The 15,085-nt window shown below is 72.7% G+C and carries 22 protein-coding genes and 1 pseudogene; 14 read left to right on the forward strand and 9 right to left on the reverse strand.

From position 1 onward, the window contains the following. From AB0K09_RS18720 to AB0K09_RS18750, 7 genes and pseudogenes are all read right to left on the reverse strand, one after another. Positions 1-884: pseudogene (locus AB0K09_RS18720) on the reverse strand (hypothetical protein); the annotation flags it as partial. A gap of 664 nt (positions 885-1,548) precedes the next feature. After that, positions 1,549-2,079, reverse strand: a complete 531-nt coding sequence (locus tag AB0K09_RS18725; RefSeq protein WP_366066475.1) for a type 1 glutamine amidotransferase domain-containing protein — start codon at positions 2,077-2,079, stop codon at positions 1,549-1,551. Next, positions 2,076-2,708 (reverse strand): diguanylate cyclase, encoded by a 633-nt coding sequence (locus AB0K09_RS18730; protein WP_366066476.1) that lies wholly within the window; start codon positions 2,706-2,708, stop codon positions 2,076-2,078. Before AB0K09_RS18730 ends, AB0K09_RS18725 begins: the two co-directional genes overlap by 4 nt. Then, complete coding sequence (locus tag AB0K09_RS18735) at positions 2,705-2,839, reverse strand: hypothetical protein (protein WP_366066477.1); 135 nt, start codon at positions 2,837-2,839, stop codon at positions 2,705-2,707. The genes AB0K09_RS18730 and AB0K09_RS18735 overlap by 4 nt, the downstream gene beginning before the upstream one ends. Before the next feature lie 35 nt (positions 2,840-2,874). Next, entirely contained in the window at positions 2,875-4,002 is a 1,128-nt protein-coding gene (locus tag AB0K09_RS18740; protein ID WP_366066478.1) for an enolase C-terminal domain-like protein, read from the reverse strand. Then, positions 3,999-5,810, reverse strand: a complete 1,812-nt coding sequence (locus AB0K09_RS18745; RefSeq protein WP_366066479.1) for a thiamine pyrophosphate-requiring protein — start codon at positions 5,808-5,810, stop codon at positions 3,999-4,001. The genes AB0K09_RS18740 and AB0K09_RS18745 overlap by 4 nt, the downstream gene beginning before the upstream one ends. 34 nt (positions 5,811-5,844) lie before the next feature. Beyond that, positions 5,845-6,804: a TIGR03557 family F420-dependent LLM class oxidoreductase gene (locus AB0K09_RS18750; RefSeq protein WP_366066480.1), complete on the reverse strand. Its 960-nt coding sequence runs from the start codon at positions 6,802-6,804 to the stop codon at positions 5,845-5,847. 171 nt (positions 6,805-6,975) lie between these two features. On the opposite strand from AB0K09_RS18750, the gene gvpO reads away from it, so the two are divergent. From gvpO to AB0K09_RS18790, 8 genes are read left to right on the forward strand one after another with little or no spacing between them, the layout of a single operon-like run. Continuing rightward, positions 6,976-7,347 carry a gas vesicle protein GvpO gene (gvpO, locus tag AB0K09_RS18755; RefSeq protein WP_366066481.1) on the forward strand — a complete coding sequence of 124 codons (372 nt, stop codon included), beginning with the start codon at positions 6,976-6,978 and terminating at the stop codon, positions 7,345-7,347. A 47-nt stretch (positions 7,348-7,394) separates the two neighbouring features. Next, a complete protein-coding gene (locus tag AB0K09_RS18760) occupies positions 7,395-7,829 on the forward strand; it encodes a gas vesicle structural protein GvpA (RefSeq protein WP_366066482.1) in 435 nt (144 codons plus the stop codon). After that, positions 7,826-8,542 carry a GvpL/GvpF family gas vesicle protein gene (locus AB0K09_RS18765; protein ID WP_366066483.1) on the forward strand — a complete coding sequence of 239 codons (717 nt, stop codon included), beginning with the start codon at positions 7,826-7,828 and terminating at the stop codon, positions 8,540-8,542. The genes AB0K09_RS18760 and AB0K09_RS18765 overlap by 4 nt, the downstream gene beginning before the upstream one ends. Positions 8,543-8,561: 19 nt before the next feature. After that, positions 8,562-8,819: a gas vesicle protein GvpG gene (locus tag AB0K09_RS18770; protein WP_366066484.1), complete on the forward strand. Its 258-nt coding sequence runs from the start codon at positions 8,562-8,564 to the stop codon at positions 8,817-8,819. A 1-nt stretch (position 8,820) separates the two neighbouring features. Beyond that, on the forward strand, positions 8,821-9,153 hold the full coding sequence (locus AB0K09_RS18775) for a gas vesicle protein (protein ID WP_366066485.1): 333 nt from the start codon (positions 8,821-8,823) through the stop codon (positions 9,151-9,153). Next, positions 9,150-9,992: a GvpL/GvpF family gas vesicle protein gene (locus tag AB0K09_RS18780; protein WP_366066486.1), complete on the forward strand. Its 843-nt coding sequence runs from the start codon at positions 9,150-9,152 to the stop codon at positions 9,990-9,992. Before AB0K09_RS18775 ends, AB0K09_RS18780 begins: the two co-directional genes overlap by 4 nt. Next, positions 9,989-10,201 (forward strand): gas vesicle protein, encoded by a 213-nt coding sequence (locus AB0K09_RS18785; protein ID WP_366066487.1) that lies wholly within the window; start codon positions 9,989-9,991, stop codon positions 10,199-10,201. The genes AB0K09_RS18780 and AB0K09_RS18785 overlap by 4 nt, the downstream gene beginning before the upstream one ends. Next, positions 10,198-10,470 carry a gas vesicle protein K gene (locus tag AB0K09_RS18790; RefSeq protein ID WP_366066488.1) on the forward strand — a complete coding sequence of 91 codons (273 nt, stop codon included), beginning with the start codon at positions 10,198-10,200 and terminating at the stop codon, positions 10,468-10,470. The genes AB0K09_RS18785 and AB0K09_RS18790 overlap by 4 nt, the downstream gene beginning before the upstream one ends. Positions 10,471-10,519: 49 nt before the next feature. Here the strand turns inward: AB0K09_RS18790 and AB0K09_RS18795 are convergent, their stop codons facing one another. Together AB0K09_RS18795 and AB0K09_RS18800 are read right to left on the reverse strand one after the other, a co-directional pair. Continuing rightward, positions 10,520-10,939 (reverse strand): CBS domain-containing protein, encoded by a 420-nt coding sequence (locus AB0K09_RS18795; protein WP_366066489.1) that lies wholly within the window; start codon positions 10,937-10,939, stop codon positions 10,520-10,522. A gap of 45 nt (positions 10,940-10,984) precedes the next feature. Further along, positions 10,985-11,566 (reverse strand): hemerythrin domain-containing protein, encoded by a 582-nt coding sequence (locus AB0K09_RS18800; protein WP_366066490.1) that lies wholly within the window; start codon positions 11,564-11,566, stop codon positions 10,985-10,987. 270 nt (positions 11,567-11,836) lie between these two features. Between AB0K09_RS18800 and AB0K09_RS18805 the strand changes: the two genes are divergently transcribed. The 6 genes from AB0K09_RS18805 to AB0K09_RS18830 form a co-directional block, all read left to right on the forward strand. Then, a complete protein-coding gene (locus tag AB0K09_RS18805) occupies positions 11,837-12,010 on the forward strand; it encodes a hypothetical protein (RefSeq protein ID WP_366066491.1) in 174 nt (57 codons plus the stop codon). Further along, positions 12,007-12,438 (forward strand): MrpF/PhaF family protein, encoded by a 432-nt coding sequence (locus tag AB0K09_RS18810; RefSeq protein ID WP_366066492.1) that lies wholly within the window; start codon positions 12,007-12,009, stop codon positions 12,436-12,438. Before AB0K09_RS18805 ends, AB0K09_RS18810 begins: the two co-directional genes overlap by 4 nt. Then, on the forward strand, positions 12,431-12,679 hold the full coding sequence (locus tag AB0K09_RS18815) for a hydrogenase subunit MbhD domain-containing protein (RefSeq protein ID WP_366066493.1): 249 nt from the start codon (positions 12,431-12,433) through the stop codon (positions 12,677-12,679). Before AB0K09_RS18810 ends, AB0K09_RS18815 begins: the two co-directional genes overlap by 8 nt. Then, complete coding sequence (locus tag AB0K09_RS18820) at positions 12,676-13,452, forward strand: MnhB domain-containing protein (RefSeq protein WP_366066494.1); 777 nt, start codon at positions 12,676-12,678, stop codon at positions 13,450-13,452. Before AB0K09_RS18815 ends, AB0K09_RS18820 begins: the two co-directional genes overlap by 4 nt. After that, the gene (locus tag AB0K09_RS18825; protein ID WP_366066495.1) at positions 13,449-13,793 is read left to right on the forward strand and encodes an NADH-quinone oxidoreductase subunit K; all 345 of its coding nucleotides are present in this window, start codon (positions 13,449-13,451) and stop codon (positions 13,791-13,793) included. The genes AB0K09_RS18820 and AB0K09_RS18825 overlap by 4 nt, the downstream gene beginning before the upstream one ends. A 5-nt stretch (positions 13,794-13,798) precedes the next feature. Beyond that, the coding region (locus AB0K09_RS18830) for a proton-conducting transporter membrane subunit (protein ID WP_366066496.1) at positions 13,799-15,085 on the forward strand (1,287 nt) is incomplete at its 3' end.

Below are 15,085 nucleotides of genomic sequence, written 5' to 3' on the forward strand. Positions count from 1 at the left end.
GCCGCCGTGATCTCCGAGACCGGGACGCTGTCGGAGAAGAAGCGCGCGACTTCGACGGGGACGAGAAGCACTTCCGGGTCGAGCGCGATGCGTGCCTGCTCGGTCGGGTTGGCGGCGAACCCCTTGGGGGCTTCGACCAGGAGCTTGATGTCGACCGGGTGGTAGCCGACGCGGATGCGGGACAGCAGCTTGACTTCGGAACCGGCGTCGCCACTGAACGTTCCCGGGGTGGCGGGCCAGGCGTATGCGCTGTCGCTCAAGGATCCGGCCCGGACGGGACGCGGGATCGATCCCGCGTCCGCTTCGCCGTTGGCGACGGAGAGCCGGACGTCTCCGTTGGTGAAGTGCCAGGTCTTGTCATTCCGGATGAGTTCCTGCGGCACCATGGCGTTCGCCGACTCGGAGCGCACTGTGATCAGCTTGGTCCTGGACTCGACCCGGGGGTTGTCCGTGTCGACGAAGGTGATCCCGTCGTGAATGTTCACGGTGCCTTCGACGACGAGTGAGAGCGTTTGCACGGGCGGCGGTTGCGGTACGTCCTGCGGCTTCAGTAGTGACCCGAAATCAGTATGCTCCGTCGCGTAACGATTGTTGAACCCTTCGAGTACCGCTTCCTTGAGGACCTCGAAATCGACGTCCTCAAGCCGGCGGGGCGATGGATCGCCCGGTGAGTGCTCGTAGTTGAACACGATGACGTCGAGGAAGACCGGGCGTTGCAGCATGCGCCCGTCGAGCAATGAGAGCAATCCCGCGGAGAGTGCCGGGTACGGCGTGAACTCGGCGTTGCCCAGAAAGTCGGTGAGAGCGGACTTCGGAATACTGAAATCCACCCCTACGCCGTCGAGGGCACGAATCGTAGCTTCGGGATCCAAGTCATTCGGCATGACGATCGCCCCTTCGGAGCGGAGCTGTTCCGGTAAACGGCGCGGTGACGAGCTCTTTTCGGAATGATCGCGATGCATCCGCTGCAGACGGATTTCTATAGTCTCACGGCATGCGGCAGGGTGCCACGGCTGGCCTGGCAGCCCCTCCAGTGTCGGGGGCTCCCAGACGGGGCGATAGTGATATTCGGGGCCCGGATAGCTATCGCCACAGGGTGGACCGGCGTTCGGGGTGGGCGGTGTAGATGTACTTCATCGCGGTCTCGGCGGCGATGCCGAAGACGCGCGTGAGGTGACACGGGTGGCCCAGTCGGTCAGGACCGGGTAGAGGTAGCCGAGGCACTTGCGGATCGTCTCTTGCGGAGCGGGCCGGCATGGAGTGGGAATGGCGGGCTCCTGCCCATCTCTCCAGGAGCCTGCCGCCCGCGGACGCCGCGCGACTGCGAATCTTGTGGAGGCTCTGGACAGACGAGTGGACGATCTCCGGCGCATGTCCCGAGAGCTCGGACCATCGATGACTCGATGACCGCCAAGCAGTGTCGCCTTGAGAAGCCGTCCTCGGTCCGGTGGGGTTCTCGGACACCGGCGGCGCCGCCGGAGCACCGGACCGGCACTCCGCCGCACGGATGGCTCTCGCCCAGGCCGGGAGCCGAGGCGGACCCGGGAATCACCGCAGCACGTTCACGACCGCCTCGCAGAACGCCTTGAGATCGTCCGGCTTGCGGCTGGTGATCAGCGTGTTCGGGCCCCGCTCGCAGACCTTCACCTGCTCGTCGACCCATGTCGCGCCCGCGTTCTGCAGGTCGGTCCGCAGGCTGGGCCAGGATGTCATGGTGCGCCCGCGCACGGCGTCGGCCTCGATGAGCGTCCACGGGGCGTGGCAGATCGCCGCGACCGGCTTGCCCGCGCTGAAGAACTCCCGAACGAAGCCGACCGCCATGGGGTCCATGCGCAGGAAGTCCGGGTTGGCCACCCCACCCGGCAGGACCAGCAGGTCGAATTGCGTCACCGCCGCCTCGCCGACGATCTGGTCGACGGGAAAGGTGTCCGCCTTGTCCAGGTGGTCGAACGCCTGGATGCGGCCGGACTTCGTGGAGATCAGGCGCGGTGTGGCGCCCGCGCCCTCCACCGCCTTCCACGGCTCGGTCAGCTCCACCTGCTCGACGCCCTGCGGCGCCACCAGGAACGCGACGTTCATGATGTCAGTCCTTTCCTCTTGCACTTCCGGCTCTTCCCGCTCTTCCGGCTGTTCTCGCTCTTCCTGCGCTTGCGGCCCGCCCGCACGCAGCGGCGCAGTTCCTCCCCGTACGGCAGCGCCACGCAGACGCCCACCGCCAGCGCGATCGCCGCCAGATAGCCGGCGGGCAGTGGCTTGCGGCGCGGCACCAGCCGCCACGCCCGGGGATCGTCGCGGCCGCCGCGCAGCAGTGAGCGCACCTGGTCGTGGTGGAGGCACATCAGCGAGGCCATGGCGGCGAACGGCAGCGACTCCAGGAAGCTGTGGATGTGCTGCTCGACCGGCCTGACGTCGCGGTCGCTGCGCACGGCCGTGCGCACGTCCCACAGCGCGGTCGCCTCGTGGCAGGCCGCCGCGCCCAGCTGCACCGTCAGCAGCAGCGGGTTGACCTCGCACAGCAGCGTCAGCGTGATCGGTACGCCCACCTCGGCCATCATCAGCGCGTGGATGGCCGACTCGCGGGTGCCGGAGGTCTCCTCGATGCGGGTGCGGCGGTGCATGACCCAGTCGGCCACTCCCGGCACGAACCAGAAGGGCAGTACCCCGTACATCAGGTACCGGGTGGTGACGTCCTCCACTTCTTCGCTCATGCGGCCACCACCCGCAGCGTGCGCAGCGACTTTCCGGCGCAGTCCGGGACGTACATCCCCGTTTCCGCTCGTGTGCGCCGGCAGGCGATCCGGCCGGGCGCCTTCGGCACGGGGGCGCGCTCGTGATCCATCGGTGGTGTCTCCTCTTCGGTTCCCGAGTCAAGGGTCACAGCACGCGGCACGGCTCGGCCTCCTCGCGCTTGAGACGCATTCCGTGGCCGGGTTCTCCGCTCGCCCCCGGCCGTACCGTGCCGCCCGCCGGGTCCAGGGCGCCGGTGAAGAGGGCCGTCTCGATGCGGACGTGGTCGTGGAACCACTCGATGTGCCGCAGGTTCGGCACGCACGCCGCCACCTGCGCGTGCAGGTGCGGCGCGCAGTGCCCCGAGATCTCCAGCCCGTGCGCCTGCGCGACCGCCGCCGCGCGCAGCCACTCCGTGAACCCGCCGCAGCGCGTGGCGTCCGCCTGGAGGCAGTCGACGACGGGCGCCATCCGCGCGAAGTACGGCAGGTCGTGGCCGTACTCGCCGGCGGCGACGTCACAGTCGCACGCGTCGCGCACCACCCGCAGGCCCTCCAGGTCGTCGGAGGAGACCGGCTCCTCGAACCAGACCACGCCCAGCTCGGCCAGCGCCCGCCCCACGCGTACCGCCTGCTTGCGGGTGTACGCCCCGTTGGCGTCCACGTACAGGTCCGTCCCGGGCCCGATCGTCTCGCGGGCGTGCCGGACGCGGGCGAGGTCGCGCGCCACGTCCCGGCCCCAGGACTCCCCGATCTTGATCTTCACGCGGGGGATGCCCTGGCCGTGCGCCCAGCCGGTCAGCTGGGTGGCCAGCCGGGTGTCGTGGTACGTCGTGAAGCCACCCGAGCCGTAGACGGGGACGTCCTCGCGCACCCTGCCGATCAGCTCCGGCAGCGGCAGCCCGAGCAACCGGGCCTTGAGGTCCCACAGGGCCATGTCGACCGCGGAGAGGGCGTCGCCCACGAGCCCGGGCCGGCCGGCGTTGCGCACGGCGCGGACCATCGCCTCGTGCGCGCCCGGCACGTCCAGCGGATCGCGCCCCACGACGACATCGCGCAGCAGACCGGACACCGCGGCCGCGGCCGCCGCCGGCGCGTACGTCCAGCCGAGGCCGGACTCGTCGCCGCAGCCGGCCTCGACCACCACCATCGTCGTGGCGTCCCAGGCGAGCGTGCCGTCGGCCTCCGGCGCGTCGGTGGGCACGGTGTAGGCCGCCGCCTCGACGCGCTCGATCCGCCCGCCCCGGACGCTCCGCCCGCCCTGCCCGGCCGTCAAGCGGACCCCCTGCCGGAGCCCTTCGGACCGCCGGGGAGGAACTCCTGCACCTTCGCCTTGAAGCCCTGCCGGATCATGCCGACGCGGTCCGCGTCGCCCTTGAGCACCGCCGCCGCCGTGGCCTCGATCTGCGACCACTCCGCGTGCGGGGGGATCGGCGGCACGGCCGGATCGGTGAGGAACTCCACCACCGCCGGCCGCTTCGCCGCCAGCGCCTCGCGCCAGGCCTCCTCCACGTCACCCGGCTTCTCCACCCGGACGCCCGCCAGCCCGATCGAGCGGGCGAAGTCCGCGTAGGGCACGTCCGGCAGCGCCTGCGACGGCAGGAACTGCGGGGAGCCGGCCATGGCCCGCATCTCCCACGTCACCTGGTTGAGGTCACGGTTGTTCCACACGCCCACCACCAGCCGGGGATCGTCCCACTGCGACTGGTACTTGGCGGCCGTGACCAGCTCCGCCAGCCCGTTCATCTGCATGGCCCCGTCCCCGACCAGTGCCACCACCGGCCGGTTCGGGTGTGCGAACTTCGCCCCGATCGCGTACGGCACCCCGCACCCCATCGTGGCCAGCGTCCCCGACAGGGAGCCGCGCATCGAGCCCCGCATCCGCACGTGCCGGGCGTACCAGTTGGCGACGGAACCGGAGTCGGAGGTCACGATCGCGTCGTCGGGCAGCAGCGGCGACAGCATCCGCGCCACATACTCCGGGTTGACGGGATCGGCGGCGACGGAGGCGCGGCGCGCCATCACCTTCTTCCACCGTGAGACGTTCGCGACGACCTCGTCCCGCCAGTCCTGGTTGTCCTTGCGGCGCAGCATGGGCAGCAGCCGCCGCAGCGTCTCGCGCGCGTCGCCGATGAGATTGACCTCGTACGGGTAGCGCATACCGGCCAGATGCGGATCGATCTCGATCTGCACCGCCCGCGCCTTGCCGAACTCCGGCAGGAACTGCGAGTAGGGGAAGTTCGAGCCCACCGTCAGCAGCGTGTCGCAGTCGCGCATCATCACGTACGAGGGCCGCGTGCCCAGCAGTCCGATCGACCCGGTGACGTACGGGAGTTCGTCGCTCAGCGCGTCCAGGCCCAGCAGCGCCTTCGCGACGCCCGCGCCCAGCAGCTCCGCGATCTCCGCGACCTCGGCCCGCGCCCCGGCCGCCCCCTGGCCGATGAGCATCGCCACCCGCTCGCCCGAGTTCAGCACCTCGGCGGCCCGCCGCAGCGAGTCGTCCGAGGGAGTCGTCTGCCAGCTGCTGCGGTCCAGGCTGGACGGCACCATCTTGAACGCGTGGGACGGCGGGGAGTAGGGCAGCTCCTGCACGTCCGCGGGCACGATGACGGCGGTCGGCGCGCGACGCGCGTAGGCGGTGCGCACCGCCCGGTCCAGCACGTTCGGCAGCTGCTCGGGGACGGTCACGGTCTCGACGAACTCCGAGGCGACGTCCTTGAAGAGCGTGTGCAGGTCCACTTCCTGCTGGTACGCCCCGCCCATCGCGGACCGGTGCGTCTGGCCGACCAGCGCCAGCACCGGCACATGGTCCAGCTTCGCGTCGTAGAGCCCGTTGAGCAGGTGGATCGCGCCCGGCCCGGACGTCGCCGCGCACACCCCCAGCCGACCGCTGAACTTGGCGTAGCCGACGGCCTCGAAGGCCGCCATCTCCTCGTGCCGGGCCTGGACGAAGCGCGGCCGGTTCTCGGCCCGGCCCCAGGCGGCCAGCAGTCCGTTGATCCCGTCGCCCGGATACCCGAAGACGCGCTCCACGTCCCAGGCGCGCAGGCGCTCCAGGATGTGGTCGGACACGTTCCGGCCCATGAGGGAAAACACCTCCCGAGGTGTGCGGCGGCCGTCAGCCCACCAGCTGCGGCAGCACCTTCGTGCGGTAGAAGTCGAAGAAGCCCCGCTGATCGGGGCCGATCTGGTTCACATGAACCCGGTCGAAGCCGGCCGCGGCGAACTCGCGCAGCGCCGTGACGTGCGCGTCGACGTCGTCGCCGCAGGTCACGTTGCGCGCGACCGTCTCCCGGGGGACCAGCTGGGCGGCCTGTTCGAAGTGGGTGGGGGTGGGCAGCACCTGGTTCAGCTCGCCGGGCAACTGCTCCACGGCCCAGCGCGCGTGCGCCGTGTCCACCGCGGCCTCGCGGTCGGGGCCCCAGCACACCTTGACCCCGCCGAAGACCGGCTTCCCGGCGCCGCCCATGCCCCGGAAGCCCTTCACCGCCCCCTTGTCGGGCGCGATCGCCACGAGCCCGTCGCCGATCCGGCCGGCCAGCTCCAGCGCGGCCGGGCCGAACGCCGAGATGTCGATGGGCACCGGCTCGTCGGGCAGCGTGTACAGCCGGGCGTTCTCGACGGTGTAGTGCCTGCCGCGGTGGTTGACCCGGTCTCCCCGGAAGAGCAGCCGCATCACCTCGACGGCCTCCTCCAGCATCTCCAGCCGCACGGCCGCCCGCGGCCACGGACCGCCGAGGACGTGCTCGTTGAGCGCCTCGCCGCTGCCCACGCCGAGCCGGAAGCGGCCGGGGCCGAGCAGCGCCGCGCTGGTGGCGGCCGCCTGCGCGGTGATCACGGGGTGCATCCGCACGGTCGGGCAGGTCACGGCGGTCTGCACCGGCAGCCGCGTGGCCTGCGCGATCGCCCCGATCACCGACCATACGAACGGACTCTGTCCCTGGGCGTCGGTCCACGGGTGGAAGTGGTCGGAGATCCACAGCGAGGTGAACCCCGCGTCCTCCGCCATCCGGGCCTGCTCGACCAGCGCCTTGGGGGTGTGCTCCTCGCAGGACAGGAAGTATCCGTACCGGGTCATCGGGGCTGGTTCCTCCTCACGCCGCGACGGGGCTCAGACCCGACGGGTAACCACGCGGCCCGATGTGAAACCTCACCGTCCGCCCCCCCCGGTCCGTGGGCCAAAGGTTTACGGCGGCCGGGGCACGGTATCCGCGCCACGAGGTACCCCCTGACCGATCGCGAGGTACCGATGGCGCGACGAGCGAACGACAACCCCGGCAGCGAGCACGACGACAGCCACGGCAACGACGACCGCAACAGCAACGACCGCAACAGCAACGACGGCCGCGAGCGCGAGTCCGGCGGCCCGCCCCTGATCCGGGTGCTGCGCACGGCCCGGGCGGAATTCGGGGAGCTGACCGGTCTGGAGGCCGAGTCGGTCTCGTCCCTGGACCGCGACGGCGAGGGCTGGGCGCTCCAGGTCGAGGTCCTCGAGCTGTCCCGGATCCCGGACACCATGAGCCTGCTGGCCACCTACGAGATCCGGCTCGACGCCGAGGGACACCTCACCGGCTACCGGCGCACGCGCCGCTACGAGCGCGGGCGCGCCGACCGGAGCTGAGAAGAACCGCGAAAGAGCCGAGAGAGCTGAGGAAGGAGGAGCGAGAGATGACTGTGGTACCCGAAGCACGGGCGCCGGGCGGAGGTGGCGGCACCAGCGGCCTCTACGACGTCCTCGAACTGATCCTCGACCGGGGGCTGGTGATCGACGCGTTCGTGCGGGTCTCCCTGGTCGGCATCGAGATCCTGAAGATCGACGTACGGGTGGTCGTGGCGAGCGTCGACACCTATCTGCGCTTCGCCGAGGCGTGCAACCGCCTCGACCTGGAGTCCGGCCCGAACCGCAGCCCCGGGCTCACCGAGATCGTCGGCGACATGACCGAGTCCGGCGCGCACGGCAAGACCAAGGGCGCCCTGACCGGCGCCGCGCAGAGCGTGGCCGACACCTTCCGCCAGATCCGCGGGGACGGTCAGGACACCGGCGGCAGCAAGCAGCCCGCCCGGCGCGGCGGCACCCGCCGGAAGGAGGAAGAGGCGGAGTGAGCACCTACGTCTACGGCATCGCCCGCGCCGGACGGCCGGCATCGCGCAAGCCGCTGCGGGGGATCGGTGACCCGCCGCACCCCGTCCGTACCGTGGAGGCGGACGGGCTCGCGGCCCTGGTCAGCGACTGCCCCGACCAGCTGCGCGCCAAGCGCCGCGACCTCCTCGCCCACCAGTCGGTCCTCGCCGAGGCCGGCGCCGACGGGCCCGTCCTGCCGCTGCGCTTCGGCAGCCTCTCCGAGAGCGACGACGCGGTCCGCGCCGTCCTCACCGAACGCGCCGGCCACTACCGGCAGCGGCTGGAGGCCCTCGACGGCAGGGTCGAGTACAACGTCAAGGCCGCCCACCGCGAGGAAGCCGTGCTGCGCCAGGTCCTGGAGGAGGAACCGGCCGTGCGGACGCTCAACGAGTCCTGCCGGGCCGCCGGCGGCGGTTCCTACCAGGAGCGCCTGCGGCTGGGCGAGATGGTCGCCCAGGCCGTCCGCGCCCGCGAGGTGAGCGACGCCCGGGCCGTCCGGGACGCGCTGCGGCCGCACGCGGAGGCCGAGCAGGACGGCCCGGGCGGCGACAAGCGCCTGCTCGACGTCTCGTTCCTGGTGGCCCGCGAACGCGCCGAGGCGTTCCTCGCCGCCGCACGGTCCGTCGAGAGCGGCCACGCGCGGCTGGAGCTGACCGTGACCGGGCCCCTGCCCCCCTACAGCTTCGTCGAATGACGGGAACGGACGGGGAACCGTGGGACTGATCGGCGAACTGCTCCTGCTGCCCGCCGCCCCGGTGCGCTGCGCGGGCTGGTGCGTCCGGCAGCTGCTGAAGGAGGCGGAACGCCAGTACCACGACCCCGCCGTGCTCCGCGCCGAACTGCGCCGGCTGGAGGCCCGGCTGCTGGCCGGGGAGATCGACGAGGCCGAGTTCGACCGCCTGGAGGACGCGCTCCTCGACCGCTGGGAGGCCGAGCATCCGCAGCCCCGACCACAGAACGGGAGAGCGTGACATGACCGTACCGGCACCCCTGCCCGGGGACCCCTACGGCCCGGCCGGCGGCGCCAACCTCGCCGACATCCTCGAACGCGTCCTCGACAAGGGCGTGGTCATCGCCGGGGACATCCGGGTCGACCTGCTCGACATCGAACTGCTGACCATCAGGCTGCGACTGGTCGTGGCCTCGGTGGAACGCGCGAAACAGATGGGCATCGACTGGTGGGAGAGCGACCCGTCCCTGTCCTCCGGCGCCCGCGACCGCGCCCTGCGCGCCGAGAACGAGGAGCTCAGAAACAGGATCGCCGCGCTGGAGAGCGCGCGCGGAAACGGGGAGGAGCCCAGGTGAGCGACCTGCTGTACGCCTACGCCCTGACGCGCCCCACGGCCCCCGCGCCGCCCGGCGGGACACGCGGCGTGGGCGGCGCCCCCGTGCGCGTCGTACGGCACGCGGGGCTCGCGGCCGTGGTCGGCCCGGTGCCCGCCGACGAGTTCGGCGAAGCCGCGCTGCGCGAGCGTCTGGAGGATCTGCGCTGGCTGGAGGCCACCGCCCGCGCACACCAGGCGGTCGTCGCCGCGGTCGCCCCGCTCGGCTCCGTCCTGCCGCTGCGGCTGGCCACCGTCCACCGCGACGAGACCGGCCTGCGCCGGGCGCTCGACGCCGGGCGGGAGCGGTTCGCCGCGGACCTGGAGCGGCTGGACGGCTGCGTCGAATGGGGCGTGAAGATCTACGCGGTCCCCGCCGAGCGGGCGGAGCGGCCCGAACCGTCCGCACCCTCCGCGTTCTCCGGCTCCGCCGGCCGGGAGTATCTGCGCCGCCGCCGGCGCGAGCGGGAACGGCAGGAGCACTCCGGCCGGCGCATCGCGGAGCTGTGCCGGCACGTCCACACCGAACTCTCCCGCCACGCGCGGAACGCCCGGCTGCACCGTCCGCAGGACCCGCGCCTGGCCGGGACCCCCGACCGCAACGTCCTCAACGCCGCCTACCTCGTCCCCCGCGACCGGTCACGGGACTTCGCCGCCCGCGTCACCGCCCTGGACATGCCCGGCGACGGGCTGCGGCTGGAGATGACGGGCCCGTGGGCGCCCTACTCCTTCGTGACGGAACCGACGGAACCGACAGGACCGGCAGGACCGACAGGACCGACAGGACCGGCGGGGTCCGAGCCGGGCGGGTGCCCGGCATGAGCACCAGCACCTCCCCGGACCTGGACCTCCGCGGCCATCCGGAGGTGTCCCTCGTGGACCTGCTCGACCGGCTGCTCGCCGCGGGCGCCGTCGTGGCCGGCGACCTCACCCTGAGCATCGCCGACGTCGACCTCGTCCGGATCGAACTGCGCCTGCTGATCGGCTCGGTGTCCGCCCTGACGCCCCTCGCCGGGGGGGAACCCCGGTGAGCCGTCTCGACCTCGAACCGGAAACCGTCGAACGCGACCTGGCCACCCTCGTCCTGACCGTGGTCGAGCTGCTGCGCCAGCTGATGGAACGCCAGGCGCTGCGCCGGGTCGAGGAGGGCGGGCTGACCGAGGAGCAGGAGGAGCGCATCGGACTGACCCTGATGCTGCTGGAGGAGCGGATGGCCGAGCTCTGCGACCGGCACGGCGTCGACCCGTCGGACCTCAACCTCGACCTCGGCCCGCTCGGTACCCTGCTGCCCCGCGACTGACGCCTGGGGGTGCCCCCAAGGGGGCACCCCCAGGCGGGGTTCCGGCAGCTCAGCGGTCGGGCGCGGCCCTGCTGATCTCGGCGAGGGCCGAGCGGGGATCCCGCTCCCGGGCGAGATCCCCGAGACTCAGTACGCCCACGGGCCGTCCGTCCTCCACCACCGGCAGCCGGCGCACGGCGTTCTCCCGCATCAGCGTGACCGCGTCGTCCACCGGGGCGTCCGGGGTGATCAGGACGGGGCGCCGGGTGCACACCGCCCCCGCGCTCACCGACACCGGGTCCACGCCGCCCGCCACCGCGCGGACGGTGACGTCCCGGTCGGTGATCACGCCCACGACGGCGTCGCCGTCGGCCACGACCACATCCCCGATGTCCTGATCCCGCATCAGCTGTGCCACCTCCACCAGCGACGCCTCGGGCCGCACCGTGGCGGCGCCGGCGGTCATCGCGTCCTTCACCAGTCGGGTCATCGTCTCCTCGACCTCCGTTCGTTCCTCAGGTGCCGCTAGGTGCCGCTAGGTGCCGCTCATGGCCTTGCGCATCGCGTCGCGCGTCCGGTCGACCACCGCGGCCACCGGCCCCAGGGCCACGTTCTTCGCGGCGGACTCGGTGCCCGGATGCGGATGGGTGGGCGCGACGGCCTCCGCCGCCCGCACCGCCTTCGCCAGCGCCTGCAGCCGGGCCGGTTCGCCGCCCTCCTGCAGCCGGGCGAACTCGTACGTCTCCTCGGCCCGCGCGTGCGCGCGCACCGCGTCCCGCAGCCTGATGAACCGTTCCACGAACGTCGGGTCGTCCGGGTCCATGCCCTCCAGCTGCCGCAGGGTGCGCTTGGCGCCGTCCTCCTCCTTGAGCCGGTCGGCCACCACGTGCTCGCCGCCGTCGACGGCGTGCCGGACGTAGGGGTGGACGACCTCCTCCTCGGCGGTCTCGTGCACCGCCAGCAGATGCACCAGACGCCGGAAGGCGTCCCCGCGCTCCTCACCGGTGCGCTCCAGGACCTCGTCCATCAGCTTCCGGATCTCCTCGTGCTGCCTGACCAGCAGGGCCACGACGTCGTTGCTCTCCCGCCGCTGGCCCGCGGTGTCGGGGTACCCCATGTGTGTCCTCCTCGGGTCGGTCGTCGGTGACCCCGCCCGGCTACCCGGCCACCGGGCGACGACACCCCGACGGGCGCGGAAGAGCCGGAAGTTTGCCGGGCCCGGGGGCGGGCAGCCGCCACCCCGCGGGCCCGGGAGCCGTACGGCCCCGGGGCGACACGCCACGGCGCCGGTCGCCGTCCGGCCGGGCCCGGTGGCCGATACTGCCCGTACCGGGGCCCGCCGGCACCTGCCCGGACGTCCCGGATCCGGCTTGCGGAGGTGGAGCGGATGAGGCGCGGCGCCGTCGCCGCGGCGGAGATCGCCGGCTGGTGGGCCGGGCTCACCGCGCTGTGGAGCGTGCTGATCAGCACGCTGGAGCCCCTGGACCTGGAGATCGGCGCGGGCTGCGCCCTCCTGGCCGCCTGCGCCGCCCGCGGCGCGCGCCGGGCGGTGTCACGGTGAACGGGTGGCTGGTGGCCGCCACGGTGGTCATCGCCGGCGGACTGGGACCCTGCCTGTGGGGCGCGGCGGGCGGCCCCGCCGGCCGGCGCGTCGTCGCCCAGAACATGGCCACCCTGCTGCTGTGCCTCGTCTTCCTCCTGCTCTCCCAGGGCTACGGCAGGCCCTCCTACGTCGACCTCGCCCTGGTCGTCTCCGTCCTGGGCCCGGCCGGAACCCTCGTCTACGCGCGGCTGCTCGCCGACGAGATCGCCGAACGGCCCCCGGGCATCCGTCTGCTGACCCCGGCCGTCGCCATCGGCACGCCGCTGACGGTCGTCCCGATGTGCGTGGCCGTCGGCCCCGGCCGGGCGATGGCCAAACTGCTCGTCATCGGCGCCCTGCTGATCGCCGGGGGAGTCGTCACCACCCGGGCGGTGCGGCATGGATGACGTGCTGACCGTCCTCGCGCTGCTCTTCGTCGCGGCCGCCGCCACCCTCGCCGTGCTCACCCAGGACCCCGCCCGGCAGGCCATCGTGCTCTCGCTCCTTGGCCTCGGCCTCGCCCTGCTGTTCACCGTCCTCCAGGCCCCCGACGTCGGGCTGTCCCAGCTCGGCGTCGGCTCGGTGGTGACCCCGCTGATGATCCTGCTGACCGTGCGCAAGGTCCGGCGCCGGAAGCGGCGCGAATGAGCCGGCGCGCCCGGCTGTGGGTGCTCGCGATCGGCCTGCTGGCCACCGCGGCCCTCTACGCCGCCGCCTGCGTGCACCTGCCGCACTTCGGCGGCCAGTGGCACCCGTACGGCGACCGGGCCGTCGAGACCTCGCTGCGGCAGAACACTGCCAACACCGTCTCCTCCGTCAACTTCGACCAGCGCGCCTTCGACACCCTCGGCGAGGAGAGCATCCTCTTCGGCTCCGTCCTCGGCACGGTCGTGCTGCTGCGCCAGACCCGCGGCGAGCGGCGCGTGCGGCCCCAGCCCGCGGACCAGCCGGCCGTGCTGCGCCGGTACGGCGCCGTGGTGCTGCCCGTCACCCTGGCCATCGGCCTGTACGTCATCGCGCACGGCCAGCTCAGCCCGGGCGGCGGCTTCCAGGGCGGCGTCGTCGTCGCCACCGCCCTCCACCTGCTGTACGTCAGCGCCGACTACCGGGCGCTCGAACGCCTCCGCCCCGTGGAGCTCTACGAGATCGCCGACGGCGCTGGCGAGGCCGCGTACGTCGTCCTGGGAGCGGCCGGACTGCTGGCCGGCTCGGCGTACCTCGCCAACACACTGCCCCACGGCACCTTCAACACCATGGCCTCCGGCGGCACCGTCCCGCTGCTCAACGCGGCCGTCGGCATGGAGGTCGCCTCCGGCGTGGTCGTGCTGCTCGCCCACTTCCTGGAGCAGGCCATCGAGATCGAGGACGGCGGGAACGACGACGAGAACCCGGACGAGAACGGGAAGGGGGAGAGGGCATGAGCGTCCTGCCCTACGCCGTCGCGGGCTGGATCTTCCTGGTCGGCGTGTACGGCATCGCCACCAGCCGCAACCTGGTCCACGCCGTCGGCTGTCTGGCCGTGGCCCAGTCGTCCACCTACGTCCTCCTGCTGGCCGTCGGCTACCGCCGCGGCGGCAGCGCCCCCGTCTTCTCCGACGTCCCGACCACCACCCGCGTCGTCGACCCGGTCGTCCAGGCCCTCGCCCTCACCGACGTCGTCGTCGGAGCCACGGTCACCGCCCTGCTCCTCGCCCTCGTCCTCCAGCTGGACAAGCGGTACGGCACCACCGATCCCGACGCGCTCTCCGAGCTGAAGGGCTGACCGCGATGGGCCGGCTGCTCCCCCTGATCGTGGTCGTGCCGCTGCTGGGCGCGGCCCTGATGGTGAGCGCCGGCCGCCGGCTGCCGCGCTCGGTGGCGGAAAGCATCGGCTGCCTGTGCGCCGCCGTCTCCGCCGCCCTCGCCGCGAGCGCCCTGACACACCGCACCGACGTCGTCTGGGTCGGCGCCTGGCGGCCGCACGACGGCGTGAGCGTCGGCATCGTACTGACCGGCGACCGCGTCGGCCTGGGGCTCGCCACCCTCACCTCGCTCCTCGTCGTCGCCGTGCTCGCCTACTCCTGGCGGTACTTCGAGGAGCCCCCGCAGCGTCACGCCGGCGCCTTCCCCGCCCTGATCCTGCTCTTCCAGGCGGGCCTGTGCGGCTTCGCGCTGACCGGCGACCTCTTCGACGCCTTCGTCTTCTTCGAACTCATGGGTGTCGTCGGTTACGCCCTCACCGGCTACCGCGTCGAGGAGGCCCGCCCCGTCCAGGGCGCCCTCGCCTTCGGTTTCCTCAACTCCCTCGGCGGCTACGCCTCCCTGCTCGGCATCGGCCTGCTGTACGCGCGCACCGGCGAACTCGGCATGGCCCAGGCCGGCCGGCAGCTCGACGCCGCCCCCGCGCCGCACCTCCTCGTCGTCGCCTCGTTCGCCCTGCTGATGACCGGACTGCTGGTCAAGGCCGCCGCCGTCCCCTTCCACTTCTGGCTCGCCGACGCCCACGCCGTCGCCCCCACCCCCGTGTGCATGCTGCTCTCCGGCGTCATGGTGGAGATGGGCGTGTACGGCGTCGCCCGGATCCACACGACCGTCTTCGCCGGCCCCGGCGGCATCCCGGCCGCCGACCTGCACCGCGCCCTGCTCGTCCTCGGCGTGCTCGGCGCGCTGACCGGGGCACTGATGTGCTGGCAGCAACGGCACATCAAACGCCTGCTGGCCTTCTCCACCGTCGCGCACACCGGCCTGTTCCTCGTCGGCGTCGCCCTGCTGAGCCCCGAGGCCACCGCCGGCACCTGCCTGTACGTCCTCGGCCACGCCGGCGCGAAGGCCGCCCTGTTCGCCTGCACGGGGCTGCTCCTGGACCGCTACGGCAGCGTCGACGAGCCGGACCTGCACGGCCGCGGCAGGGAGATGCCCGGCGTCGGCCTGCTCTTCGCGACCGGCGGCCTGGCCCTCGCGGGCCTGCCGCCCTTCGGCACGGGCCTGGGCAAGGCCCTGACCGAGGAACAGGCCGGCTGGGCGCCCGCCCTGTTCGTCCTCGTCTCGGCGGTCACCGGCGGGGCCGTCCTGCGG

The sequence above is a fragment of the Streptomyces sp. NPDC049577 genome, assembly GCF_040675635.1.
In the GTDB taxonomy this organism is placed as follows: domain Bacteria; phylum Actinomycetota; class Actinomycetes; order Streptomycetales; family Streptomycetaceae; genus Streptomyces.